Origin of the sequence: Flavobacterium alkalisoli (assembly GCF_008000935.1) — a bacterium.
Lineage (GTDB): Bacteria > Bacteroidota > Bacteroidia > Flavobacteriales > Flavobacteriaceae > Flavobacterium > Flavobacterium alkalisoli.
The window spans coordinates 42,405-67,494 of record NZ_CP042831.1; the positions used below are offsets into that span (position 1 = coordinate 42,405).

Genomic DNA, 25,090 nt, shown 5'->3' on the forward strand with positions numbered 1-25,090 from the left:
TATAATTAAAAATAATTTTGTTAAAATGGTGTGCTACTCCCAGTACTCCATTTTATTGGGGGATCTGCTCTATCATATTGTTGTAGTTGTTTAAAAGACTCGTGTTTAAAGGGTATGTTAATACTGAATTTTGCATTACCTGCCTTTCATTATTTATACCATCATATTTTATTTTTCCATCCATATTTATATCTCCCGACAGGTAGCCTACAGCTTCATAGTTTAATACCTGGCCTGTGTTATTTACATGAGAAAGCACCTGGCTTCCCATTGTTTGCCTGTCGTTATTTACACCGTCATATTTTATTTTTGTATCGTAGTTGGCGTTACCTGCATAAAGTGCCCTGCCCACATAGCCTGTTATGTTTATATTATTCATAGCCACATTATCCGGGCTTGCAGGCAAATGATATAGTTGTGCATCTGTAATGGTGGTAAAATCTACAGTAACCGATCCCATTGAAGCCGTTACCGGACCAGATGTCATTGCTCCAAAGTGGTTTCTGTGTTTTACCGATACATAGAATGTTTCCGGCATTGATGTTAACCTGAAAGCACCTCCCGTAGCAGGGTCTACTATATCTCCGTCACGCTGTAATAATACCGAATGTGTTTCAAGTATGGTTGTCTCATCTGCAGCATCTCTTATTTCAACAAATATCCAGTCTACAATTGCATCACCTGTACCATCGTTGGCATCTAAAACTGTACTGTTTGTTGTTTCATCTCCTGCATTATTCACATGAGTGAATCTTGCATTTAATGTATTGCTGTATGGCTGACTTGTAGGTATTAATCCTGCTGTCCTTAAATCATCACGCATCAAACCGTCTGATGTTCCCGATAAGGCGCCCTGCAGCATTACTTTTATATTAAGTGCTATATCGCATGATGTGGTAAGTGTCACCGTTACAGGAAGTCTTGAGGTACTCTCACAACCTGTTACTCCATCTGTATAAGTAGCATAATAGGTTGTATTGTTTACCAAAGCTGTACCTGCCGATAGTGACGAACCGCCTGAAGAAGAAGCATACCATGTTATATTGCTTTCATTTATCTGAATATCTGCAAGTGTAGGATCGTCATACCCACAAAACTCCTGAGTATCATCAGCAGTTGTAGGTGCCGAAGCATTGTTTATGGTTACTGTTACTGCCAGTCTTACTGAGCTTTCACAACTATTTTGCGTTAATGAACCATAATACGTAGTACCATCAACTAAGGCTGTACCTCCGGTAACTACGCTACCTCCTGTAGCTGCTGTATACCAGGTAACAGTACCTCCGGCTGCTGCCAAATCAGCAACTGTAGGGCTATCTATGGCACAAAAACTCTGAGCAGTATCTCCTGTAGGAGTTGAAGCATCGTTTACGGTTACCGTTACCGCTAACCTAACTGAACTGGCACAACCTGAACCACCATCGGTTAAAGATCCGTAATAAGTAGTACCATCCACTAAAGCTGTACCACCAGCTATTGAACTGCCTCCTGTAGCCGCTGTATACCAGGTAACAGTACCTCCTGTAGCAACCAAATCGCTAACTTTAGGACTATCTATAGCACAAAAAGTCTGTTCTGTATCCCCGCCCGGTGTAGCGGCGTCATCTATATTAGCAGTTACGGCAAGCCTTACAGAACTTTCACATCCTGAAACGCCATCAGTAATTGAGGCATAGTATATAGTGCCATCCACTAATGCAGTACCTGATGATACTACACTACCACCAGTTGCAGCATTGTACCATGTTATTGTGCCTCCTGTAGCAGATAAATTGGCTACCGTAGGGTTATTTATAGCACAAAAGTTTTGAGTTGTTGCACCTCCCGGTGTGGCAGCATCATCTATATTAACTGTTACCTCTAAACGGGTTGCACTAATACAGCTACCTACAATCAAACCTCCATAGTAAGTGGTCCCGTCAGTAAGGGAATCAGTATCGCTGTATGCAGTACCTCCTGTAGCTGCATTATACCAAATAACATCCGATTCGTTTGTTGCTAAATCTGCTATAGTTGGATTATCTACTGCACAAAAATCCTGTGTGGCGTCGCTTGTTGTTGGTGTAGGTGCATTACCCACAGCTACTGTTACAGCAAATCTTACTGAACTTGCACAACCTGAAACACCGTCTGTTAATGACCCATAGTAAGTAGTACCATCAGTTAAAGCTGTACCTCCGGCAATTGTACTGCCTCCTGTAGCTGCTGTATACCATGTAACCCCTGCTTCATTTGTAACAAGATCTGCTACTGTAGGACTATCGGCAGTACAAAAACTTTGAGAAGCATCTCCGGTTGGGGTTGCAGCATCGTTTATGGTTACTGCTACTGCTAAACGGGTTGCACTGGCACAATCTACGTCGGTCATTGAAGCATAATATGTGGTACCGTCTGTAAGAGCAGTTCCTGTTGCAAGGGCACTACCTCCGGTAGCGGTAGTATACCATGTTATTGTACCTCCTGAAGCCGTAAGATTTGCAACTGTAGGGTTATTTATGGCACAAAACTCCTGGGTAGTATCTCCCGTTGGCGTACCAGGATCGTCTATATTAGCCGTAACCGCCAAACGAACTGCACTTGCACATCCTGTATCTGCATCAATCATAGAGCCGTAATATGTAGTATTATTTACAAGAGGCGTATTAGTTGCAATGGCACTGCCTCCTGTAGCTGCATTATACCACGTAACTCCTGTTTCATCTGTAACAAGACTTGCTATTGTTGGATTATCTACTTCACAAAAGTCCTGAATAGCAAACCCCGTGGGTGGAGGTGCATCACCTATGCTTACCGTTACAGCAAAGCGCGTGGCACTTGAACAACCTGAAACACCATCTGTTAACGACCCATAGTATGTTGTTGCGGTTGTTAGTGCCGTACCTGCCGTTACAATACTACCTCCTGTGGCAGCATTATACCAGGTTACATTGCTTTCGTTTACATTTAAATCTGAAACTGTTGGATTATCTATTGCACAAAACTCCTGTGTAGCATCTCCTGTAGGGGTATCAGCATCGTTTATGGTAACTGTTACCGCTAATCTCACTGAACTTTCACATCCTGATACTCCGTCAGTAATGGAAGCATAATATGTAGTTCCATCTACTAAATCAGTGGTACCGGCGACAACACTTCCTCCTGTAGAAGCATCGTACCAGATTATTGTACCTCCGTTTGCAACCAAATTGCTCACTTTAGGATTGTTTATGGCACAAAATTCCTGTGATGCATTTCCTGTAGGGGTGGCAGCATCATCAACATTTACCGTTACTGCTAACCTTACTGAACTTTCACATCCGTTTACACCATCTGTAATAGAGGCATAATAAGTAGTGCCGTCTATTAAAGCAGTTGCACCGGCTACAACACTACCTCCGGTGGCCGCGCTATACCAGGTTATTGTACCTCCAGAAACAACTATATCGCTTACTTTAGGACTATCAACCAAACAAAAGTCCTGAGTAGCATCTCCGGTTGGAGTTGCAGCATCGTTTATAGTAACTGTTACTGCAAATCTAGAAGAGCTTTCACATATTCCCGGTTCCAACGCTCCATAATAAGTAGTGCCATCAGTTAAAGCATCGGTACTGTTGTAGGCAGTGCCGCCACTGGCGGCATCATACCATACAACATCTTCCTCGTTGGTAACCAAATCTGCCACTGTAGGGTTTTCTATTTCACAAAAATCCTGAGTAGCATTTCCTGTAGGGGGATCTACACTGGTTGTATTATCGTAGTTTCCGTTATAGTAATCATCAAAAGTGAAGGCATCTCCAAAATAGCTGTTAAAGTCCCCTCCCAACATTCCTGATGCTGTAGAATCGGGGTCACTTCCATTTTCAAACAACCTCACTCCGGGAGCACAACAGGCACTGCCCGGTAATTCAAAAGTAAAAATCAGCAGTTCCTCTGTAGCAACAAAACTTAGTAAACCTCCGTTTGTTGCTATTGAGTGGAAATCGCTGGTTGTGTCTGCTAAAGGTGCATATACCTGCGAATTATCTACCCATGATAATGATGATGCAGAAGTTACTGAAAGGCTACTATCGTCTACAGCTTCCGGAAGCACTATTGAAATCTGGCTTCCTCCTGCTACAAAAATATCACCGGTAGTATCTGATGTTGCATATACTTCATAGCTACAGTTAGCCGTGTCGAATTTTATGGTAAATTCAACGCTCTGTCCATAGAAATATGTAGTACTTAATAGCATTGTTATTAGTAATGTTATTTTTAGGATAAAACTTTTCATAGGCTTTATTATAGTGGTTAGGTAAAAAAGACTTTGAAAGGCATAAGCCGATTGTCAGTTTTTATTGTGGTATTTGCTCTACCATTCCATTATAATTGTTGAGTCCGCTGGTATTTAATGGGTATGTTATTACTATATTCTGTATTATCAGCCTTTCATTGCTTGCACCATCATACAATACTTTCCCGTCCATATTTACATCTCCCGAATAATATCCGGTTGCACTGGAAAAGTTTAGTACCTGATTTGTATTTGAAGGGTGAGAAAGTACCTGGCTGGCAAGAACCTGCCTGTCGTTTGCAGCACCGTCATATTTTACTTTATTATCATAATTTGCATTACCGGCGTATAGTGCTTTTACACCACTAACAGTAACCATAGAGTTTGCTCCTGTAAATCCGCTAAGGCTAAACAAATCGGCACTATCTATTGTTGTAAAATCTAAAGTAACTTCACCATTTAGTACGGTTAGCAACTGGCTGCCCATAGCTCCAAAATGGTTTCTGTGTTTTACAGCTATGTAGAAAGTTTCAGGTAATCCGGTAACTCGCAGAGAGCTTCCGTCTGATGCAACCACATCTCCGTCACGCTGTAAAAGTGCCGATACTGTTTTGAATATTGTTTGCGAATTTGCTGCATCTCTTATCTCGATAAAAATCCAGTCTACAATAGCATCATTTGTACCAGAGTTAGCATTAAGCACAGTATTTGTAGTTGTTTCTGTACCTCCGCCATTTACCTGAGTAAATCTTGAATTCAGCGCGCTGCTGTATGGTTGGTTTAACGGAATTAATCCCTGACTCCTTAAATTGTCTCTCATAACACCAGGTGTTGAGTTGTATAATGCACCCTGTAATAACACTTTAACGTTAAGGGTAACATCACACAAATCATTTAAGTTTACAGTTATTGCAAACCTTGTTACGCTTTCACAACCTGTTAATGCATCTACCTGAGCTGCATAATATACTGTTGCATCCGTTAATGCATCGGTATCTAAAAACTGTGTACCTCCTGTTGCCTGATCATAAAAAACAACATTGCTCTCGTTAACAACAATATCACCCACAGTAAACCCTCCGTAAGAACAAAACTCCTGAGTCGCTGTACCACTAGGAGTAGCTACACTGGTTACAGTAACATCTACTGCAACTCTTAACGATTCTTCAGTACAGCCTATCCTTGCAGCAGCCACATAATATGTTACATCTGCAGTAAGTACAGGTGTTGTAAAAGGATCACCTGCAGCTACCGTTGCTAAAAGGTTACCGTCTTCTGCTGCATCATACCATCTAAGTTCATTAGCGGGATCAGTATCCGCATAAAGATCTACTGTACCTCCCTCACAGCCTCTGGCATCCTGAGTATCTACATCTGTAATTTCCGGTTGAGCAGCTGTTCTGGTTATACCAAAAAAGTCAAGATTTTGTGATACGGATAATCCCACAAACGATTCAAACTCTAAAGTTATCCTGTCTACAGGTGCTCCCGGAGTTAAAGGAATAGATATAATTTCACCTCCGTTTAGGTTTAAAAGGTTTAAGCTTAAAAGTGTAGATAGTGTTACATCCTGTACAAGGGTAGCACCATTATAAGACCTTACATTTATATTATTAGCAAGATTTAAATCTAAAATAGTTCCTGTAAGCCTCATTCGCAGAGTAAACTCATCTGTAGATAGTGAAGATCCCTCAAAATATACGGTTTGTTCTATAGCACCTGCAACGCCTAAAACCCCAAAGCTAAGTGTTGAAAAATTATCCGGATCGGTATCAATAGCATTCTCAGGATTTTGTACCCCATTTGTCCCTAAATCTATAAGATCAAGGTTTAACCCTGATGCACTGAATGAAGTAAACACCGGCTGACCACAATTTGCAGGAGTCGTTACATAAAAGGCGTCATAAACAGACAAGTCTTTTACAGTACCCAGACCTAATAATGAACCACCTGTCCTGTTAGTTATTCTAATTCTGTTATAAGCCTGATCCGGAGTTATCATTACATAAAAATCTCCGGCATTATCAACTACTATCCTCATCCTGTCTGTAGCAAACTCTCCTGCATCCTGACTGTCACCCTGCAAAACAATTGTGGTATTATTTTTTGCCTGTACAGTAAATTCCTGACTCCCTGTTAAAACTACACCCAGTACATCTGCCAGTAGTTCTCCTAAACTTCCTCCTAATAATGAGTTTAATAAATCGTCTTCCGTTTCAATTTTTACATAAGAAGTGGTATTTGCAGGTAATGTTGAAGGAAACTGCAATTCAATATATCCGTTATACGCACCTAAGCCTAGAGCAACTCCTGAATTTGCCCTAACATTGGCAAACGTTGTAAGATTACTATCATAAGCATTGGTTGCATTATCTATATGGGCCGAATTGGAAACTGTAGCCGAATTAGCGTAAACCCTCGTTTGCGCCTGCATTTGTAAAAGCGGTAAAAACGCAAAAACAGCAAAAAATATGAGGGTTTTTAATCGGTTTGGGGTAATTTTCAATATCATAAAATATTAGTATTAATTCAACAATTTTTCTAAAAACTGACATTAAATTACCCACATTCTCAGTAACAGTAAAGATGTATTGTCAATATCGCAAAAGTATCGACGAACTACGTTATTTTATCGACAAACTGCACGGCCATTTCCAGTGTTTTATTGCTTATAAAAGTTATTTTTGCAGATAGAATTTAGATAAAGTAACAGAGGTAAAAAGATAATGAGCTTTAACACAGAGATAGAGAGAAGAAGAACATTCGGTATTATATCACACCCGGATGCCGGTAAAACCACACTAACAGAGAAACTTCTTCTTTTTGGAGGGGCAATTCAGGAAGCCGGTGCCGTAAAAAGTAACAAGATTAAAAAAGGTGCAACCAGCGACTTTATGGAGATTGAAAGACAAAGAGGTATCTCTGTCGCTACATCGGTTCTTGCTTTTAATTATCAGGATAAAAAAATCAATATACTTGATACCCCGGGTCACAAGGATTTTGCCGAAGATACCTTTAGAACACTTACGGCTGTAGACAGCGTTATTGTTGTTATAGATGTAGCAAAAGGTGTTGAGGAACAAACCGAAAAACTTGTTGAGGTTTGCCGAATGAGAAATATCCCGATGCTGGTGTTTATCAATAAGCTTGACCGTGAAGGTAAAGATGCTTTTGACCTAATGGATGAAGTAGAGCAAAAACTGGGATTAACAGTTACTCCGCTTAGTTTCCCTATTGGCATGGGGTATGATTTTCAGGGTATTTACAATATCTGGGAAAAGAACATAAACCTTTTTAGCGGAGACAGCAGAAAAAATATTGAAGAAACCATTGCTTTTTCTGACATAAACAATCCTGAGCTTGAAAAAATAATAGGAGAAAAACCTGCTGAAAGACTAAGGGAAGAGCTTGAACTTATTGATGAGGTTTACCCTACATTTGACAGACAGGCTTATCTTGAAGGAAAACTTCAGCCTGTATTTTTCGGTTCGGCATTAAATAATTTTGGTGTTAGGGAACTTCTTGACTGTTTTATTCAAATAGCTCCATCTCCAAGACCAAAAGACTCTGATACCAGAACTGTAAACCCTGATGAAAAGAAATTCTCAGGATTTGTATTTAAAATACATGCCAACATGGACCCTAAGCATAGGGACAGGCTTGCTTTTATAAAAATAGTATCAGGTACATTTGAAAGAAATAAACCGTATCTTCACGTAAGATTAAATAAGAACCTTAAGTTCTCAAGTCCAAATGCATTTTTCGCTGAAAAGAAAGAGATTGTTGATATTTCTTACCCAGGCGATATAGTTGGCCTTCATGATACAGGTAATTTTAAAATTGGGGATACACTTACAGAAGGTGAAACAATGAGCTTTAAAGGAATACCAAGCTTTTCACCCGAGCACTTCAGGTACATTAACAATGCCGACCCAATGAAAGCCAAACAGCTTGAAAAAGGTATTGACCAGTTAATGGACGAAGGTGTTGCCCAGTTATTTACCCTGGAAATGAACAACCGTAAGGTAATAGGTACTGTAGGAGCACTTCAGTACGAAGTTATCCAGTATAGGCTTGAACACGAATATGGTGCTAAATGTTCTTACGAAAATTTCCCGGCTTTTAAAGCATGCTGGGTTAAACCGGAAGATTCTAAAAATGAAGAATTTGCTGAGTTTAAAAGAATAAAGCAGAAGTTTTTGGCAAAAGACAAATACGGGCAACTGGTATTTTTAGCCGACTCTGATTTTTCTATTCAAATGACACAACAAAAATATCCGACAGTTAAACTGTTCTTTACATCTGAATTTGATTGATTTATTACAACTAGCTAAAATCACTGTAATAATCCCGCGTAGCGGGAAAGATTAATAAAATGGCATCTGACCTTAAGCCATTAGTTAATTTTTAATTCAGTCATATAGATGATTATGCTTTCTTTTGAGACTACCCGCGAGGTTGTCTTGCACCTTACCACAAATCATTTAAAGGGTAATTTTACCCTATGGTACCCTTATGCCCTTTTTCAAAATTCTATAACGGAAAAACAAACCGGGTTTGCTGCTAAAGACTCGGTCTTCGAACATCCTGAGGCTACTCTTTTCATTATTTGTACCGTTATAATTATAGCTACATTATTTGTAGCACATATGCTTGTAAAGAAGAAGCTGAAGAAACAAAAAATACTAACTAACTACGAGACCGAAATACGCATAGCAAAAAGGGTTCATGATGAAATTGCTAATGAGATTTACAACGTAATGTGCCATGCATCGTCTAACGATCTTGGTGAGGTTAATAATAAAGAACGGCTTTTAATAAACCTGGAAACTGTTTATAATAAGAGTAGGAATATTTCCAGGGAAATAAACAACATAGATACGGGAAGGGGATATAAAAGTCAGTTAAAACTTATGCTTAGCGAGTATCAGGCTGCCGATGTAAACATTATAATAAAAGATGTAGACAAGATAGACTGGAATAAGATAAGTGAGACTAAAAAGATCGCTGTTTACAGGGCATTGCAGGAAATCATGGTAAATATGAAAAAACACAGCAATGCAACTTTAGTGGTCATCAACTTTAAGCTAAAAAGAGGAAAAATATGCATTAGTTATTCGGATAACGGAATAGGGATGCAAATAAGTCCGATTACTTCAAAAAACGGACTCTTAAATGTGGAAAACCGTATGGTTTCTATAAATGGTAAGGTTATTTTTGAGCCTAAGCCGGGAAAAGGACTCCACCTCACACTAACCTATCCCGCATAACCTCATATGTTTAAAAAAATCCTTATAACAGAAGATATAGACAGTATTAACCTGGGCCTTACAACTGCCCTGAAGGAAAAATACAATGCGGCCGTTAGCAGTACAAAATACTGTGATGAAGCTTTCTTAAAAATTAAAAAAGCCATCTACGAAAAAGAGCCGTATGATTTGATTATTACTGACTTATCTTTTACTGAAGACCATAGAGAATCTAAAATAGCATCGGGAGAAGAGTTAATAAAAACTATAAAAGCCGAACAATCTGACATTGGTGTAATTGTATACACTATTGAAGACAGGCCCTATAAAATAAAATCCCTGTTTGAAGACTATAAAATAGATGCCTATATAATTAAAGGAAGGGAAAGTACTCAAGAGCTTATAGAAGCCATAGATACCATATCTAAGTCCCAAAAAAAGAGTACTTACATTTCGCCAAAATTAAATCAGCTTTTAAAAGAAGATCTGTTCTTTGAAATAGAACAGTATGATATCGATTTAATAAAAAATCTCTCTAAAGGATTAACACAGGATGAAATAAGCTATTTATTAAAAAAAGAAGGAAAAACCCCTTCGAGTATAAGTAGTATAGAAAAAAGAATAAATAAGCTGAAAATATTTTTTAAGGCCAAAAACACCATACATCTTATCTCTATAGCAAAGGATATGGGGATTATTTAATAATAAATTAAAATATAAAAAATCAATTTGCTATAGTTATGGAAAACCGTAAGGCAATTATTTACGTATATAGTAGCTTTGAGGGAATCAGACAACATAAAACATACTTTTTAACAAAAAAAAGTAGAATTATTACAACAATTAATAAAATCGAATACACTTTTTCTCATTAAACGACCCAAAAAGAGAATTAGCCGGAGGCAAGTGTTTTTATAAACATTTATTAAAGTCATTTTACTATGCTAATGTATTTTAAAAATTTCATTTCGCATTTTAAAGAAATCGGAGCTATCCAAATCACACTCCCTTTCTTAGATACTGCTGCATCAGTATTGACCCAAAACAGCCTCTGTACTTTATCATGTAATCACCAAAACAATCTCCACTATGAAGTACATTATTATCAAAGGGTCCAGAAGCTCTGGAAAAGCTGAAACAATTAATGCAATCTGCAAAAAACTAAAGCCCGAATCTATCCGCAGATTGTACTTTCACGAAACCGGCAGAACATTTATGGAGCCATTACCTCCTTCTGCAAACATTAATGAGGGTACCTACTTAGTTACTGTAAAAAAGAAAAACATCCTGATGGTTTCTAACTGCCCTACCGAGCAGCGAAAAAGAATAACCCACATCCTGGATTCTGTAATGGGGTTAAACATTAAACCTCATCTAGCCATTATTGCCATGCGGGGGCTGGAAAAACTAAAAGATTATTCTACAGCTAAAGAATTAGAAAACTATGGTAAATGTATTTATGAAACTAAAATATGGAGAATCCCTTCTAACCAGTATAGCTTAACTGAAGAATGGAATAAAAGAGTTTCATATATTACAGCCATAACACTGCATAACATCTAGAAAATTACTTAAAAAGCCTCCCTAGGGAGGCTTTATTATTTAGTGCTATTTAAAAACTTTATAGAAGTTGCCATACCGCAACACCATAAGGAGGCAGTGTTATAGCTCTTCCTCCCCTCACAAAATCCCATTCTTTATCGCCTAATAACATTCTGCTGTTATTAAACTTTATAATAATATCGGGATTAAGATATATTCGTTGTTCTTCGTCTGAAAGATTAATAACAAATAATAATTTTTCTACTTTAGAAACCCTTAAAAAAGAAACAGCATACTCATTTTCGTTTCTCATGGCAACATACTGCCCTTCGGTAAGCGCAGGGTGATTTTTTAACCCCAATAACTGTTTGTAAAAACTAAATAAAGACTGCTTATCATTTATTTGTTCAGCAACTGGCCTCGCTTCATATAATTCACCGTCAGCCTTCATAAAAGGCATATACCACTGTGTATTTGATATTAGAGTATCCCCTCTCTGCCAAATAATTCGTTCCATACCTTTTACCTCATCAATATGAGGAGTACCTAACTCTTCGCCATAATAGATAACAGGCTTACCCCCTAAAAACACATTAAGTGCCGCTAAGGCCTTAAGCTGATCCGATTTATAATTTTCTGCATTGGCAAACCTACCCACATCGTAACCGCTTACAAAAACCATCTGAGCTTTATTTTCGGGAGTATTAAGTATCGTTGTCGCTATAGCATTCTCAAGCTTTTTCTTATCAAAAGAAACTATTCCATCCCTAAGCTTTCTGTCAAACACAGCATCAAAGCCTACATTATAAAAATCGTCATTAGTATATTTATCATCAGCCGGTGAAGCCATTATAAGCAAATCTACCTTTGTATCCCTTAATCCCTTAATAACGGGCACCCAAAATTCTCTCAGCAAGTTGCTCTGACCACCAAAATCATCAGACACATTACTGAATCTAAAACCATCAACACCGCTGTAATAAGAAGAACTGCCATCGGGATTAATCCAGTATTGAAGCATTTTCACTATCTCTCCCCTAACCTCTCCTTTCTTAAAGTTAACGGCAATAGCCTGAGAATGCTCTCTGTTAGCATTAGTATATTCTTTATTAGCATTATCCTTTAATAGAAGATAATCTTTATACTTTGTCTTATCGGTATACCATTCATGTTTATCATTAACATACCTCAGGTCTAAATCCTGATATACTTTCATCTTTCTTCTGTGTGCTTCCTGCACTAAGGACCTGTATTCGTTTAAACTCCCATAAGCAGTATCGGTTTTACTCCAGTCTGTAGCATAAAGATTGTTGTTAACATCCGACTGATAGACTGGAGACAGCATTATAGCATTAACACCCAGCATTTGCAGGTAATCCATTTTTTGTTGGATTCCTTTAAAATCACCTGTTCCATCGCCATTACTGTCAAAAAAACTGCGCTGAAACACCTGATAGATGACTTCCTTTTGTGCCGAGGCCCCTACCGCAAAAAACAGGCAGGACATTAAAAATACTTTTCTTAGCATAACATAAGTTTTGTTTCAAATATAGCATTATTTAACCTGCTTTTAATCTAAAAAACATTTTCAAATCTAAAACAACGACCTTATTTTGTTATTTTTGCAAAAACACAGGATAACGGATTTCTTATGCTAGTAATTGGAATTGCAGGAGGTACCGGAAGCGGAAAAACAACCGTGGTACATCAGTTAATGAATGAACTTCCGCTTACCGAAGTGGGCATTATATCTCAGGATTCTTATTATAAGGAAACTTCAAACCTGAGTTATGACGAAAGAACAAAGATTAACTTTGACCATCCCCGCTCTATTGATTTTGAATTGTTAACCCAACATTTAAAAGAGCTTAAGGAAGGAAAAAACATAGAGCAGCCGGTTTATTCTTTTGTTACCCATAACCGTACCGGAGATACTATAGTAACCCACCCAAGAAAGGTAATGATTGTAGAAGGTATACTTATACTTTCTAACCCTGAGCTAAGGGAGCTTTTTGATATCAAAATATTTGTTCATGCCGATTCTGACGAGAGACTTATAAGAAGGCTAAGACGTGACATTGCAGAGCGTGGTCGTGATATGGACGAAGTTCTTAACCGCTATCAAACCACACTAAAACCCATGCATGAACAGTTTATTGAACCTACCAAAGCGTTTGCCGATATTATTATACCTCATGACAGGTATAATACAGTAGCGATAGATGTGGTAAGGGCTGTTATTAACCAAAGGATACTTTAAACATTTTAAGCCTGCATAAGTCCGAAAAAAACCATTACTTTGTAAAGTAAATTATACCCCTGTAATGAAAAAACCATTCAGCAAATTAACAGAGCGCTATCCTTTTCTCAAAATACTGGGAAACAGGTATGTACTTGTTGCTATTTTAGCTACTGTATGGTGGTTCTTTCTTGACAATTATTCATTTTTTGAGCACAGGATACTGGATAAGGAAATAAAAGAGCTGGAGGAAAACAAGCAATATTACAAAGAGGAAATAAAAAAGGACAGCATTAGCATAAGGCACCTTAACAATCCGGATCAGACCGAAAAATATGCACGCGAAAAGTATTACATGAAGCGTGAAAACGAGGATATATATATCATAGAATTTGAAGATGGCGTGCCTCCAGATGAGGACACAAAATCTCTTTAAAATGGTACGCATGAGCGAAAATTTATTTAATGAATTTGAACCTGTATCTTCCAAACAATGGAAACAACAGATACAGTATGAACTGAAGGGAGCCGATTATAACGAAACTCTTATTTGGGAAAGTCCTGAAGGAATTAAGGTAAAACCTTTTTACCATATTGATGAGTTTAAAGAGCCTTTACAGGTAACTACCCACACTTCTCAATTTAAAATTTGCCAGAATATTTTTGTACACGATATAGATAAATCTGTATTTCGTGCAAACGAGACATTAAAGCGTGGTGCCGAAGCGATTCGTTTTACCATTCCTAACGAAGATACAGATGTTGAAAAACTACTGAATGCACTTCCTTTGGAAAGCACTCCGGTTTATTTCAATTTGAATTTTCTTTCAATCGATTTCGTAAAAAAACTGGATGCCATAGCTAAGGCTAAAAATGCTGTATTTTTTGTTCAGTTAGACCCTATAGGCCAATTAACAAAAGACGGCAACTGGCACACTAACCTTGACAAAGATTTTGAATCTTTAAATACTATAGCTATTGCCTGCTCTAATATTCATTTCCTGAGTATAGACAGCAGCCTTTACCAAAATGCAGGAGCTAATATTGTTCAGCAAATTGCCTATACTCTGGCTCATGCCAATGAATATTTCAATCGAATAGCTACCATAAATAAACCTGTTGTATTACACGTATCGGTAGGTACAAACTACTTTTTTGAAATTGCAAAACTTCGTGCTTTAAGACTGCTTTTCGGTCTTTTAGCAAAAGAGTACGATCATAATTTTGAATGCCACATTATCGCTTCTCCTACTAAACGTAACAAAACGCTGTATGATTATAATGTAAACATGCTGCGTACAACTACCGAATGTATGAGTGCAATATTGGGAGGTGCCGATGCCGTATCTAACCTGGCATATGATGCAATTTACCACAAAGACAACGAGTTTGGCGACAGGATATCGCGAAACCAGCTTTTAGTCCTAAAACATGAAAGCTATTTTGATAAGGTAAATAATCCTGCAGACGGTGCTTATTATATAGAAGAACTTACACAGCAACTGGCCGAAAAAGGGCTTGCGCTATTCAAGGATATAGAAGCTAATGGTGGTTTTCTTACGCAACTTAAGGAAGGGACCATACAACGAAAAATACAGGAGAGTGCAACCAAAGAGCAGGAGCTTTTTGATGATGGTAAAGAGATTTTATTAGGTACTAATAAGTACCCTAACAAACTTGATAAAATGAACCATGATCTGGAGCTTTATCCGTTTGTAAAATCTAACCCGAGAAAAACGCTTATCATCCCTATTATTGAAAAGCGCCTTGCCGAAAAAACAGAGCAGCAGCGACTGGAAGAAGAAAAGACTAATGCAGGTGCAGAATAACGGTAACATGAGAAAAAACATACAACATATACAGTTAAACACTAACAGCACCAAGCCATTAGCGAACAGTAAAGAAGATAACTTTGTTACTGCCGAAGGTGTTGAAGTAAAAGAAACATACAACAAAGAGGACATTGAAAACCTTGAGCATTTAGGTTTCGGAGCCGGATTTGCGCCTAATCTTCGCGGTCCGTATGCAACTATGTACGTTCGCCGTCCGTGGACAATCAGGCAATATGCAGGTTTCTCCACTGCCGAAGAAAGCAATGCTTTTTACCGTCGTAATCTTGCTGCGGGACAAAAAGGACTTTCTGTAGCGTTTGACCTTGCCACACACCGCGGTTATGACAGTGACCATGAACGCGTAGTGGGTGACGTAGGTAAAGCAGGTGTGGCAATAGACAGCGTTGAGGATATGAAAATTCTTTTCGACCAGATTCCGTTAGGAGAAATGTCGGTTTCAATGACTATGAACGGGGCTGTGCTTCCGGTAATGGCATTTTATATTGTTGCTGCCGAAGAACAGGGCGTAAAACCTGAACTGCTTTCGGGAACCATACAAAACGATATTCTTAAGGAGTTCATGGTTAGAAATACATACATCTACCCTCCTGCTCCTTCCATGAAGATTATTGCTGATATTTTTGAATATACCAGTAAAAAGATGCCAAAGTTCAACTCTATCAGTATTTCGGGCTACCACATGCAGGAAGCCGGGGCTACTGCCGATATTGAGCTGGCATACACCCTTGCGGATGGTTTAGAATATATACGTACCGGACTTGCTGCCGGAATGAAAATAGATGATTTTGCTCCCCGGCTTTCTTTCTTTTGGGCAATAGGAATGAATCATTTTATGGAAATTGCCAAAATGCGTGCAGGACGTATGTTATGGGCAAAACTACTTAAACAGTTCGACCCTCAAAGTGATAAATCACTGGCGTTACGTACACACTGCCAAACCAGCGGATGGAGCTTAACAGAACAGGATCCTTTTAACAATGTAGCCCGTACTGCTATTGAAGCTGCTGCGGCTGCTTTTGGGGGAACACAATCGTTACACACAAATGCACTGGACGAGGCAATTGCCTTGCCAACCGATTTCTCGGCACGTATTGCACGTAACACCCAGATATTCCTACAGGAAGAAACCAAAATTACCAAGACGGTAGACCCGTGGGCAGGAAGCTATTATGTAGAAAGCCTTACCTCCGAAATTGCCGAAAAAGCATGGGCTCTTATCCAGGAAGTGGAAGAACTGGGTGGTATGACAAAAGCTATTGAAGCAGGTATACCAAAACTTCGTATTGAAGAAGCTGCTGCCAGAAAACAGGCAAGAATTGACAGTGGACAGGATATAATTGTTGGTGTAAACAAATACAGGCTGGAAAAAGAAGATCCGCTTCATATTCTTGAAGTAGATAACCAAACTGTACGTCGCCAGCAAATAGAAAGACTAAACAGTATTAAGGCAACACGCGATAACCAAAAAGTTGCCGAATGCCTTGAAAAACTTACCTCAGCAGCAAAATCAGGACAGGGTAACCTGTTAGAACTTGCTGTAGATGCAGCCCGAAACAGGGCTACTCTGGGTGAGATTAGTGATGCACTGGAATCGATTTACGGAAGATATAAAGCACAAATCAAATCATTTAGCGGAGTGTACAGCAAAGAGATTAAAAATGACGAGAGCTTTGAAAAAGCAAAACAGTTGGCAGATGAATTTGCTAAGCTGGAAGGCCGTCGCCCAAGGATAATGATTGCAAAAATGGGTCAGGACGGTCATGACCGTGGCGCTAAAGTAGTAGCTACCGGATATGCCGATGTTGGTTTTGATGTGGACATTGGTCCACTTTTCCAGACACCTGCCGAAGCAGCCAAACAGGCTGTGGAGAACGACGTACATATTTTAGGGGTTTCCTCACTCGCTGCGGGACATAAAACATTAGTCCCTCAGGTTATTGAAGAGCTTAAAAAATATGGGCGTGAAGATATCATGGTAATTGTAGGCGGTGTTATACCGGCTCAGGACTATGAATATCTTTTTGATGCGGGTGCTGTAGCGGTATTCGGGCCGGGAACAAAAATTAGTGAAGCAGCCATTAAAATACTTGAAGTATTAATTAAAGGCTTTGAATAAGAGTTAAAGCTCCGTTTAATAACGGAGCTTTTTTATGCAATTAAGTATCTTTAAAGTAATAAACTGTACTAATAATGGATATTAAAAAAGTTTTTGAGAACAATAAGGAATGGATTACCAAACAGATTAAAAGCAATCCTTCTTATTTTGACAGCCTTGCGAAAGGGCAATCACCCGAAATTCTATACATAGGCTGTGCCGACAGCCGTGTAACTGCTGAAGAAATTATGGGACTTGAACCGGGAGATGTTTTTGTACATCGCAATATTGCAAACATGGTACCCAATACCGATTTGAATGTAATGTCGGTTATTAACTATGCTGTAGACTTTTTAAAAGTGAACCATATTGTAGTTTGCGGACACTATAACTGCGGAGGTGTTAAAGCTGCAATGGAGTCGGCAGATTTAGGTATACTTAACCCGTGGCTGCGTAATGTACGTGATGTTTACCGCATTCATAAAGCAGAACTTAACGCTATTGAAGATGAAGGCAAACGTTACGACAGGCTTGTGGAACTTAATGTGCAGGAACAGTGTATTAACGCAATTAAAACTGCCGAGGTTCAACGTGCTATAAACAACCGTAACCTTACTGTTCATGGCTGGATATTCGATTTAAGGACCGGTAATCTTGTAGATCTTAAAATTGATTTTCAAGCCATTACCAAAGGCATTGCCGACATCTATAGAATTACATAAAGATTAACATTGCGACCCTGTAAGTTTAGTATATTTACTGTACTAATACTTTTTTATGGAGCAAAAGTACTTTGGCCTAAAAGGATTAACCTCCCAAGAGGTTCAACAATCCAGAGAAAGCCACGGCAGTAATTCAATACAATTTAAAAAAGAAAATAAAATAATCATGGCGCTCAAAGACCTTGTCAAAGAGCCCATGATTATTTTATTGCTTGTAGCCGCATCCATTTACTTTATAAGCGGCGATATTGGCGATGGTATTTTTATGGCTGCCTCTATCCTGTTGGTAGCAACTATTTCCCTTTATCAGGAATCCCGAAGCAGGAATGCCCTTGAGAAACTTAAGGATTATACCCGTCCTCACTGCAAGGTAATAAGAAACGGAGACGAACAAACGATCAACAACGAAGACCTTGTTATAGATGACCTAATGATTGTTGAGGAAGGCTCTGCCATACCCGCTGATGGAACCATAGTGCAGGCCAACGATTTTTCGGTTAACGAATCTGTTATCACAGGTGAATCATTTCCTGTTTCCAAAGACGAAAGCAAAGAAGACAAAATTGTTTACAGTGGTACCATAGTAACTACAGGACTGGCTGTAGTTAAGGTCACAGCCATTGGGAAATCTACAAAACTGGGGCAAATAGGCCAAAGCCTTGAAGATATCAGTACTGAAAAGACACCTCTGGAAAAACAGATTGCCAACTTTGTAAAAAAGATGGTGATACTGGGAGCTGTGGTTTTTGTGGCGGTATGGATATTTAACTATATAAACTCAGGCAATTTTATCGATAGTCTTTTAAAGTCACTTACACTTGCCATGAGTATACTACCGGAAGAAATTCCTGTTGCCTTTACCACATTTATGGCATTAGGTGCCTGGAGGTTAATGAAAATGGAGATTATAGTAAAACAGATGAAAACTGTTGAAACACTTGGCAGTGCTACTGTAATATGTACCGATAAAACGGGAACCATTACCGAAAATAAAATGACCCTAGCCCGCGTAGCTGCTTTTCCTTCACCAGATATATCAAATCCTGAAAATAGTCTCTCTGAAAAAGAAAAGGAACTGGTTACTTATGCTATGTGGGCCAGCGAACCTATACCATTTGATCCTATGGAGATTGCCCTGCATAGTGCCTATAAAAACTCAACGGATAGCGATAAAAGACCTGATTTTAAAATGGTTCATGAATATCCGTTGGGCGGCAAACCTCCTATGATGACCCATGTTTTTGAAGACACTAACAGAGCTAGGATAATAGCCGCAAAAGGCGCTCCCGAGGCTATGATGAAAGTATCGGGCATGACGGAAACTGAAATGCAGGCGGTTAATGAAACCATAGCAAATCTGGCAAAGGATGGTTTTAGGGTTTTAGGCGTGGGACATACTGAATTCAGCGGAAATGATTTCCCTAAAAATCAGCAGGACCTAAACTTTACGTTTGATGGTATAGTTGCTTTTTATGACCCTCCGAAGAAAAACATAACTGATGTTTTCAATTCATTTTACAATGCCGGTATTGATGTAAAAATTGTTACCGGAGACAATGCCCTTACTACAGCAGCCATCGCCAAGCAGGTAGGTTTTAAGGATTATGATAAAACCCTTAGCGGAGAGGAACTCATGCATCTTTCTGAGGAAGAGTTAAAGGAAAAGGTTATGCACACAGCTATCTTTACCCGTATGTTCCCTGAGGCCAAGCTCAAAATAATCAATGCACTTAAAGCCTGTAATCAGGTAGTGGCAATGACCGGAGACGGTGTTAATGACGGACCTGCATTAAAAGCATCACATATTGGCATCGCTATGGGCAAAAAAGGAACTGAAATTGCAAAAGAAGCTGCTTCACTTATTTTACCGGATGATGATCTTGCCAAAATGGTTGATGCCATAGGTATGGGCAGAAAGATATATACCAACCTAAAAAAGGCTATTCAGTATATCATTTCAATCCATATCCCTATTATACTTACGGTGTCTATACCATTAGTATTGGGTTGGGTTTATCCTAACATTTTTTCTCCTGTACATGTTATATTCCTTGAGCTTATTATGGGACCAACATGTTCTATTATTTATGAAAATGAGCCCATGGAAAAAAACACCATGAACCAAAAACCAAGGCCATTCACCTCAACTTTCTTTAATATAGGAGAACTTACTACAAGTATAATACAGGGATTGGCAATAACAGCAGGTACATTAGGAATTTATCTTTATGCCGTTTCACTTGAGCTTACCGAATCGCATGTACGAACCCTTGTTTTTGTTACGCTTATATCGGCAAATGTATTTTTAACCTTGGTTAACCGTTCTTTTTACTATTCTGTTATTACATCGTTTAGCTATAAAAACAGACTTATTCCATTAATAATAGGCATAACAATCCTGTTAACCTTTTTACTATTATATGCCGATCCGTTAGTTGAGTTTTTTGAATTCAGTACACCTTCAATTTCATTACTTGGGCTAAGCATACTTGCCGGATTTATTTCGGTTATATGGTTTGAAATTGTAAAATGGACAAAGCGATTAAAAAATACTGAGCCAACCATTTAAATAAGTTTTACTAAATCAGTTTAGACCAAAACCGCTGTAAATAATCATAAAAAGGCAGTCAATAGACTGCTTTTTTATTTATTAAAAAACTGGATTTTAAAAACTTAACATACTAATTAATTTAAAAAAATTATATTTGGCTTTCTCACCTTACATAATAAATAAAAAAGGGCCCTGCAAAAACAGGGCCCTAAGGAGGCTTTAGTATAGAAGTTTATCCCCACTATTAAAACTATAAAATACTATTGCACTCCTTTTGATAATTGTGTATTCTAAATTGTTTTTACAGGTTAAAGTCTATCCCCACAATAAAACTTAATTCTGTTTACCAAAACCAATTAACCGAACACCTAATTATCGAAAGCAAACGGTTGTTTTTTTAAGCTTCCCCACTATGAAACTTAAAAGCCGTGCTTTTATTTTACTGAAGCTACAGACAGCATAAGAGTTTATCCCCACAAAAAACTATTTATGCTGCTGTGCTCTCAGTTTTACATTTCAGTTATTATAAATTCACACCTGCGATTTAGCCTATGCTGCTCCTCACTACATATTACACCATCAGGACATTTGCTTAATAATTGAGTTTCTCCATATCCCCTACCTCCTACACGGTATGCTTCCACACCATGATCTATTATATAGGCAATAATGGAATTTGCTCTTTTATCAGAAAGCACCTGATTGTACTTATGTGATGCCCTTGAATCGGTATGTGTCCTTACATCCAGCTTCATATTCGGATTCTGCTTCATATAAGCAACCAGCTTATCAAGGTCTTTTGCAGCTTCCGGTTTAATTTCATATTTACCTAAATCAAAGTAGATGTATTGTATATTAAACACCTTACCTAAATCGGAACCTTTCTTTACTTCGTTCTGCGCAAGAGCTTCCTCAGCCCTGTCTGCCTTCACAATATATTGCTTACCGCAATCTACCTCAAAAGAGTAGTTTCCGTCAATATCCGTAACTGCTTCCTGTGCTACTTTCTTCTTCTCGTCAATCACGAGAACCTTAGTATTGGCAAGTACCCTTCCGGTTCCTTCCTCTCTTAATATACCTTCCAGTTTCTCTTTACACTCGTAGGCAAATTCTTCTATTTCTTTAAACCTGTATATATCGTCGTTACCTTTTCTGTTAGTGGTAAAAAAACCTTGTGATTCAACTGCATTAAATATCAGTCCAAAGTCATCTCTTTCACTATTAATAGGCCTACCCACATTATATGCTTTAATGTAGTTACCGTCAGGCTCCATCTTACTCACAAAAATATCCAGTCCGCCAAGTCCGGGATGCCCTTCAGAAGCAAAGTATAGATCATCTGTATCCGACACAAAAGGGAAACTCTCCCTACCTTCGGTATTAATACCGGGGCCTAAGTTTTCTGCCATTCCAAAATTGCCGTTCCCGTTAATGCTCACCCTGTATATATCAGATCTACCGTAGGTTCCAGGCATATTTGAAGCAAAATAAAGTGTCCTTTCATCTGCGCTTAATGCGGGGTGTGCACAACTGTAATCATTACTGTTAAAAGACAGTTCTGTTACATCGGTCCATTCGGTACCGTTAAATTTTGCCCTGTATATTTTAAGCAATATCCCGTTATGGTCATCTTTCTTTACTTTTCCGTTATTATAGTTGTTACGTGTAAAGTAAACAGTGTTTCCGTCTTTAGTAAACACAGGTGTCGACTCATGATATTTAGTATCAAGGTTTAGCGAAAACTTCTCCACTTTACCTGCAAGGCTGTCATCTTCCTTTGCAGGGGTTACATATAGGCCTGTAAAAGCCTCGTTAGTCCATCGGTCAACACGACCGCGTTTCTTCTTATTGTTAATCGTATCTCTTGATGAAGCAAAAACAATTTTATCTTTATAAAATGCAGGCCCGTAATCTGAAAAATTAGAGTTTACTTCCATTGGCTTTATTTCATACCTCCCGGAATTTTCCTCAATCTGTTCACGATAATCCTTGTTATCCAAAAACATTTTAGTCCTAAGATCATCAGAGCTAAGTTCAGAGAATTTATTCATCATTTTATCAGCTTCATCTGCATTACCTACAAACTTTAATGTTTGTGCATAACGGTAATAATATTCAGGCTCTACCTCCTTATGAAGGTTAAACAGTTTATTATACCACTGATAGGCATAATCAAGTTCTCCTTTAAAATAATAGGCATCCCCTATCTGTTCATACAGCTCTATAGACCTGTACCCCGTGTTTGCCACTTCAAGGTAGGTTTCTAAAGCATCACTATAGGCATAATTATCAAACTGAATCTTAGCCTTTTTCAATTCCTTCCTTTGTGCAGTAGCCTGAAAACAACTAAGCAACAGTATAAATAGTAATCCTGTATATTTTAATATCCTCATAGTACTGTTTAAAAGAATCGTGGGTTTTCTACTTTCTCATTTTTCTTAACCAACTCAAAACGCAGGTAAATTTCATGTGAACCTGAGTTATACTCGGCTAATCTTGTTGTTTCCATATCATAGGTATACCCAACAAAAATATCTTTACTTATCTGAAAACCTACTAAGGCACTTAATGCAGCATCCCATCTGTAAGCCATACCCAGTGTAAGCTTTTCATCATACAGGAAGTTTGCCGAAACATCTGCCTGTAGCGGAGAACCTTTTGTTGCCTTTACCATAGCGGCCGGCTTAAACTTAAGGTTGTATGTAAGATCAAACACATGCCCTCCTATAAAATAATAGTGCATCCTGTCTTTTGCTACCGAAGTAGTATTGTGCTCATAATGCTTTGTTTCCAAAAAGTCCGGTACTGATACCCCGAAATAAGTATTATCAGAATAAAGGAATAAACCTGCACCAAAATTTGGTGAAAACTGGTTATCCACATTATTTTGAAATCCCGGATCATCCGGATTAAAAATATTAAGCTTAGTAAAATCTACATTCAGTAAATCTGCCGTTCCCTTTAAACCAAAAGCCAGCTGATAGTTATAAGAGATATCAATAGTATATGAAAAGTCTACTGATATGGCATTATCGTCCATCGGACCAATCCTGTCATTAACGAATGACAATCCCAATCCCAGCTTATTTCCTACGGGTGCGTTTACTGATGCTGCCGCAGTTGTTGGAGCCCCATCAAGACCTACCCATTGTGCACGGTATATACCAAATATGCTTGTTTTTCCTCTGGACCCCGCATAAGCAGGATTTACCTGTATAGTATTGTACATATACTGAGTGTACTGCGGATCCTGCTGTGCATTTGCCAGGCTGCAAACCATAAGTGCAAATACTGCTATAATTTTTTTTGCAGACATGTTTATCCTCTTGTTCATTTCCTTCTTCATCTTAATCTGCACTGCTTATGTATAAATAACCTGATTTCTTAATCGTTGTGCCCCTGTGTGGATACTGTATTACATAAAAGTAAGTACCTGCAGGAAGCCTGTCCCTTTGAGAAAGTGTAGCCCTGCCCGAAGACACTCCTGTAAAAACATTTCCGTTACTGTCATATTCGGCTGTTTCATACACTTTTATACCCCATCGGTTATATATCTGTACTGTATTACCCGGATGATTTGTTATCCCTTCTATATAGAAATAATCATTTTTACCATCGCCGTCAGGAGTCAAACCGTTATAAATAACTATGTCTTCTGTTGGCAAATAACCTTTTCTCAATCTTCCCAGTGTAAACACACCATATCCCGAAACGTGTACAGGCGTGGTTACGGTTTTGGCAAACATATCCTGAACGCCACCTTCATCTACCCACATGCCTGCTTCGGTATCCCAGCGCACAACACGTATGGCTTCTGTTGATTCTACTAAAAGTTCAGAAGGTGTTGTGGTAAATTCATCCCAACTCAGGGTTATCATTACATCTGCCTCTCCTCCTGTCTTATCTATAGTCCAGTATTCTCTATTGTCTATAATCTCAATTTCCTGTGCCCTGCTTTCATGAGGATAAAGCATATTAGAATCTTCAAAATAATACTTGCCTGTAAATGCTGATGACTGATCATCAGGAGCAGAAATAGCAGCATACCTGTAGTATTGGCCGTCTCCAATAGGGAATGAAAAGTCGGTTGTGCCATTCTTTACAGCGTAGCCGTCAACAAAACTTTCATCACTGGTATTGGTATGAGTTGCTTCGTCTTCAAATATGATTATTCCCCCAAATATATCATCCTGAACTATTCCCTGATAAAAATCGGCATTGCCACTAATCGAAATATCCCCATACAAACGAAAAGCGGGCTGCGGATTTGGGTTACGAAACAAAACGTTGTAAAAGTCAGCCGGTATGCTGCCGGTTATATTCTGCTGAGTATATCCTTCAAACCTTGTATATCCGCCTAAAGCAGGATTAAAGCTTGTAATACCGTCATTATTAAAGTTGCCCTTAAGCAAAACTTCTCCATTATTTTCATACTCGCCCATGCCTTTGTTGTCAAAATCCGATTCAACAGACACGAGTGTTCCCGGGCTTACATATAGTATGCCTTCGTTTACGGTTTGCCCTGACTGGGCAGCTACCACTCCTGAAAAAAGCAGGAACAGGTATGTGATTTTTAATTTTTTCATG

General features: G+C 38.5%; 16 protein-coding genes. 10 read left to right on the forward strand and 6 right to left on the reverse strand.

Going from position 1 to position 25,090, the window contains the following annotated elements; genetic code table 11:
* Nucleotides 1-52: 52 nt before the first annotated feature.
* The gene (locus FUA48_RS00170; protein WP_147581561.1) at nucleotides 53-4,252 is read right to left on the reverse strand and encodes an Ig-like domain-containing protein; all 4,200 of its coding nucleotides are present in this window, start codon (nucleotides 4,250-4,252) and stop codon (nucleotides 53-55) included.
* Nucleotides 4,253-4,313: 61 nt separating this feature from the next.
* Nucleotides 4,314-6,686, reverse strand: coding sequence for an immunoglobulin domain-containing protein (locus FUA48_RS00175; protein WP_147581562.1), 2,373 nt, complete (start codon nucleotides 6,684-6,686; stop codon nucleotides 4,314-4,316).
* A gap of 292 nt (nucleotides 6,687-6,978) precedes the next feature.
* Between FUA48_RS00175 and FUA48_RS00180 the strand changes: the two genes are divergently transcribed.
* The 4 genes from FUA48_RS00180 (at nucleotide 6,979) to FUA48_RS00195 (ending at nucleotide 11,064) form a co-directional block, all read left to right on the forward strand.
* A complete protein-coding gene (locus FUA48_RS00180; RefSeq protein WP_147581563.1) occupies nucleotides 6,979-8,568 on the forward strand; it encodes a peptide chain release factor 3 in 1,590 nt (529 codons plus the stop codon).
* Between the two features lie 114 nt (nucleotides 8,569-8,682).
* Nucleotides 8,683-9,522: a sensor histidine kinase gene (locus FUA48_RS00185; RefSeq protein WP_168196913.1), complete on the forward strand. Its 840-nt coding sequence runs from the start codon at nucleotides 8,683-8,685 to the stop codon at nucleotides 9,520-9,522.
* Nucleotides 9,523-9,528: 6 nt separating this feature from the next.
* Nucleotides 9,529-10,203, forward strand: a complete 675-nt coding sequence (locus tag FUA48_RS00190; protein WP_147581565.1) for a response regulator — start codon at nucleotides 9,529-9,531, stop codon at nucleotides 10,201-10,203.
* Nucleotides 10,204-10,590: 387 nt separating this feature from the next.
* On the forward strand, nucleotides 10,591-11,064 hold the full coding sequence (locus FUA48_RS00195; protein ID WP_147581566.1) for a hypothetical protein: 474 nt from the start codon (nucleotides 10,591-10,593) through the stop codon (nucleotides 11,062-11,064).
* A gap of 58 nt (nucleotides 11,065-11,122) precedes the next feature.
* Here FUA48_RS00195 and FUA48_RS00200 read toward each other — a convergent pair whose 3' ends face one another.
* Nucleotides 11,123-12,571: an alpha-amylase family glycosyl hydrolase gene (locus FUA48_RS00200; RefSeq protein WP_147581567.1), complete on the reverse strand. Its 1,449-nt coding sequence runs from the start codon at nucleotides 12,569-12,571 to the stop codon at nucleotides 11,123-11,125.
* 123 nt (nucleotides 12,572-12,694) lie between these two features.
* Between FUA48_RS00200 and udk the strand changes: the two genes are divergently transcribed.
* From udk to FUA48_RS00230, 6 genes are all read left to right on the forward strand, one after another.
* The gene (udk, locus tag FUA48_RS00205; RefSeq protein WP_147581568.1) at nucleotides 12,695-13,303 is read left to right on the forward strand and encodes a uridine kinase; all 609 of its coding nucleotides are present in this window, start codon (nucleotides 12,695-12,697) and stop codon (nucleotides 13,301-13,303) included.
* 64 nt (nucleotides 13,304-13,367) lie between these two features.
* Nucleotides 13,368-13,718 (forward strand): FtsB family cell division protein, encoded by a 351-nt coding sequence (locus tag FUA48_RS00210; protein ID WP_147581569.1) that lies wholly within the window; start codon nucleotides 13,368-13,370, stop codon nucleotides 13,716-13,718.
* A 10-nt stretch (nucleotides 13,719-13,728) separates the two neighbouring features.
* Nucleotides 13,729-15,111: a methylmalonyl-CoA mutase subunit beta gene (locus FUA48_RS00215; RefSeq protein ID WP_147581570.1), complete on the forward strand. Its 1,383-nt coding sequence runs from the start codon at nucleotides 13,729-13,731 to the stop codon at nucleotides 15,109-15,111.
* 7 nt (nucleotides 15,112-15,118) lie between these two features.
* The gene (scpA, locus tag FUA48_RS00220) at nucleotides 15,119-17,251 is read left to right on the forward strand and encodes a methylmalonyl-CoA mutase (RefSeq protein ID WP_147584927.1); all 2,133 of its coding nucleotides are present in this window, start codon (nucleotides 15,119-15,121) and stop codon (nucleotides 17,249-17,251) included.
* Between the two features lie 74 nt (nucleotides 17,252-17,325).
* Entirely contained in the window at nucleotides 17,326-17,952 is a 627-nt protein-coding gene (locus FUA48_RS00225; protein ID WP_147581571.1) for a carbonic anhydrase, read from the forward strand.
* Between the two features lie 55 nt (nucleotides 17,953-18,007).
* Nucleotides 18,008-20,521, forward strand: a complete 2,514-nt coding sequence (locus FUA48_RS00230) for a cation-translocating P-type ATPase (RefSeq protein ID WP_147581572.1) — start codon at nucleotides 18,008-18,010, stop codon at nucleotides 20,519-20,521.
* A gap of 491 nt (nucleotides 20,522-21,012) precedes the next feature.
* Here the strand turns inward: FUA48_RS00230 and FUA48_RS00235 are convergent, their stop codons facing one another.
* Genes FUA48_RS00235 through FUA48_RS00245 form a run of 3 tightly spaced genes read right to left on the reverse strand, consistent with a single transcriptional unit; the run spans nucleotide 21,013 to nucleotide 25,089 of the window.
* Nucleotides 21,013-22,896: an OmpA family protein gene (locus tag FUA48_RS00235; RefSeq protein ID WP_147581573.1), complete on the reverse strand. Its 1,884-nt coding sequence runs from the start codon at nucleotides 22,894-22,896 to the stop codon at nucleotides 21,013-21,015.
* An 8-nt stretch (nucleotides 22,897-22,904) separates the two neighbouring features.
* Entirely contained in the window at nucleotides 22,905-23,819 is a 915-nt protein-coding gene (locus FUA48_RS00240; protein ID WP_147581574.1) for a PorP/SprF family type IX secretion system membrane protein, read from the reverse strand.
* Between the two features lie 31 nt (nucleotides 23,820-23,850).
* Nucleotides 23,851-25,089, reverse strand: a complete 1,239-nt coding sequence (locus FUA48_RS00245; RefSeq protein ID WP_168196914.1) for a gliding motility-associated C-terminal domain-containing protein — start codon at nucleotides 25,087-25,089, stop codon at nucleotides 23,851-23,853.
* Nucleotide 25,090 lies beyond the last annotated feature (1 nt).

Excerpts from the sequence above, each read along its gene's own strand:
- FUA48_RS00170 (WP_147581561.1), bottom strand. The coding sequence starts at position 4,252 with ATGAAAAGTTTTATCCTAAAAATAACATTACTAATAACAATGCTATTA.
- FUA48_RS00175 (WP_147581562.1), bottom strand. The coding sequence starts at position 6,686 with ATGCAGGCGCAAACGAGGGTTTACGCTAATTCGGCTACAGTTTCCAAT.
- FUA48_RS00180 (WP_147581563.1), top strand. The coding sequence starts at position 6,979 with ATGAGCTTTAACACAGAGATAGAGAGAAGAAGAACATTCGGTATTATA.
- FUA48_RS00185 (WP_168196913.1), top strand. The coding sequence starts at position 8,683 with ATGCTTTCTTTTGAGACTACCCGCGAGGTTGTCTTGCACCTTACCACA.
- FUA48_RS00190 (WP_147581565.1), top strand. The coding sequence starts at position 9,529 with ATGTTTAAAAAAATCCTTATAACAGAAGATATAGACAGTATTAACCTG.
- FUA48_RS00195 (WP_147581566.1), top strand. The coding sequence starts at position 10,591 with ATGAAGTACATTATTATCAAAGGGTCCAGAAGCTCTGGAAAAGCTGAA.
- FUA48_RS00200 (WP_147581567.1), bottom strand. The coding sequence starts at position 12,571 with ATGCTAAGAAAAGTATTTTTAATGTCCTGCCTGTTTTTTGCGGTAGGG.
- udk (WP_147581568.1), top strand. The coding sequence starts at position 12,695 with ATGCTAGTAATTGGAATTGCAGGAGGTACCGGAAGCGGAAAAACAACC.
- FUA48_RS00210 (WP_147581569.1), top strand. The coding sequence starts at position 13,368 with ATGAAAAAACCATTCAGCAAATTAACAGAGCGCTATCCTTTTCTCAAA.
- FUA48_RS00215 (WP_147581570.1), top strand. The coding sequence starts at position 13,729 with ATGAGCGAAAATTTATTTAATGAATTTGAACCTGTATCTTCCAAACAA.
- scpA (WP_147584927.1), top strand. The coding sequence starts at position 15,119 with ATGAGAAAAAACATACAACATATACAGTTAAACACTAACAGCACCAAG.
- FUA48_RS00225 (WP_147581571.1), top strand. The coding sequence starts at position 17,326 with ATGGATATTAAAAAAGTTTTTGAGAACAATAAGGAATGGATTACCAAA.
- FUA48_RS00230 (WP_147581572.1), top strand. The coding sequence starts at position 18,008 with ATGGAGCAAAAGTACTTTGGCCTAAAAGGATTAACCTCCCAAGAGGTT.
- FUA48_RS00235 (WP_147581573.1), bottom strand. The coding sequence starts at position 22,896 with ATGAGGATATTAAAATATACAGGATTACTATTTATACTGTTGCTTAGT.
- FUA48_RS00240 (WP_147581574.1), bottom strand. The coding sequence starts at position 23,819 with ATGTCTGCAAAAAAAATTATAGCAGTATTTGCACTTATGGTTTGCAGC.
- FUA48_RS00245 (WP_168196914.1), bottom strand. The coding sequence starts at position 25,089 with ATGAAAAAATTAAAAATCACATACCTGTTCCTGCTTTTTTCAGGAGTG.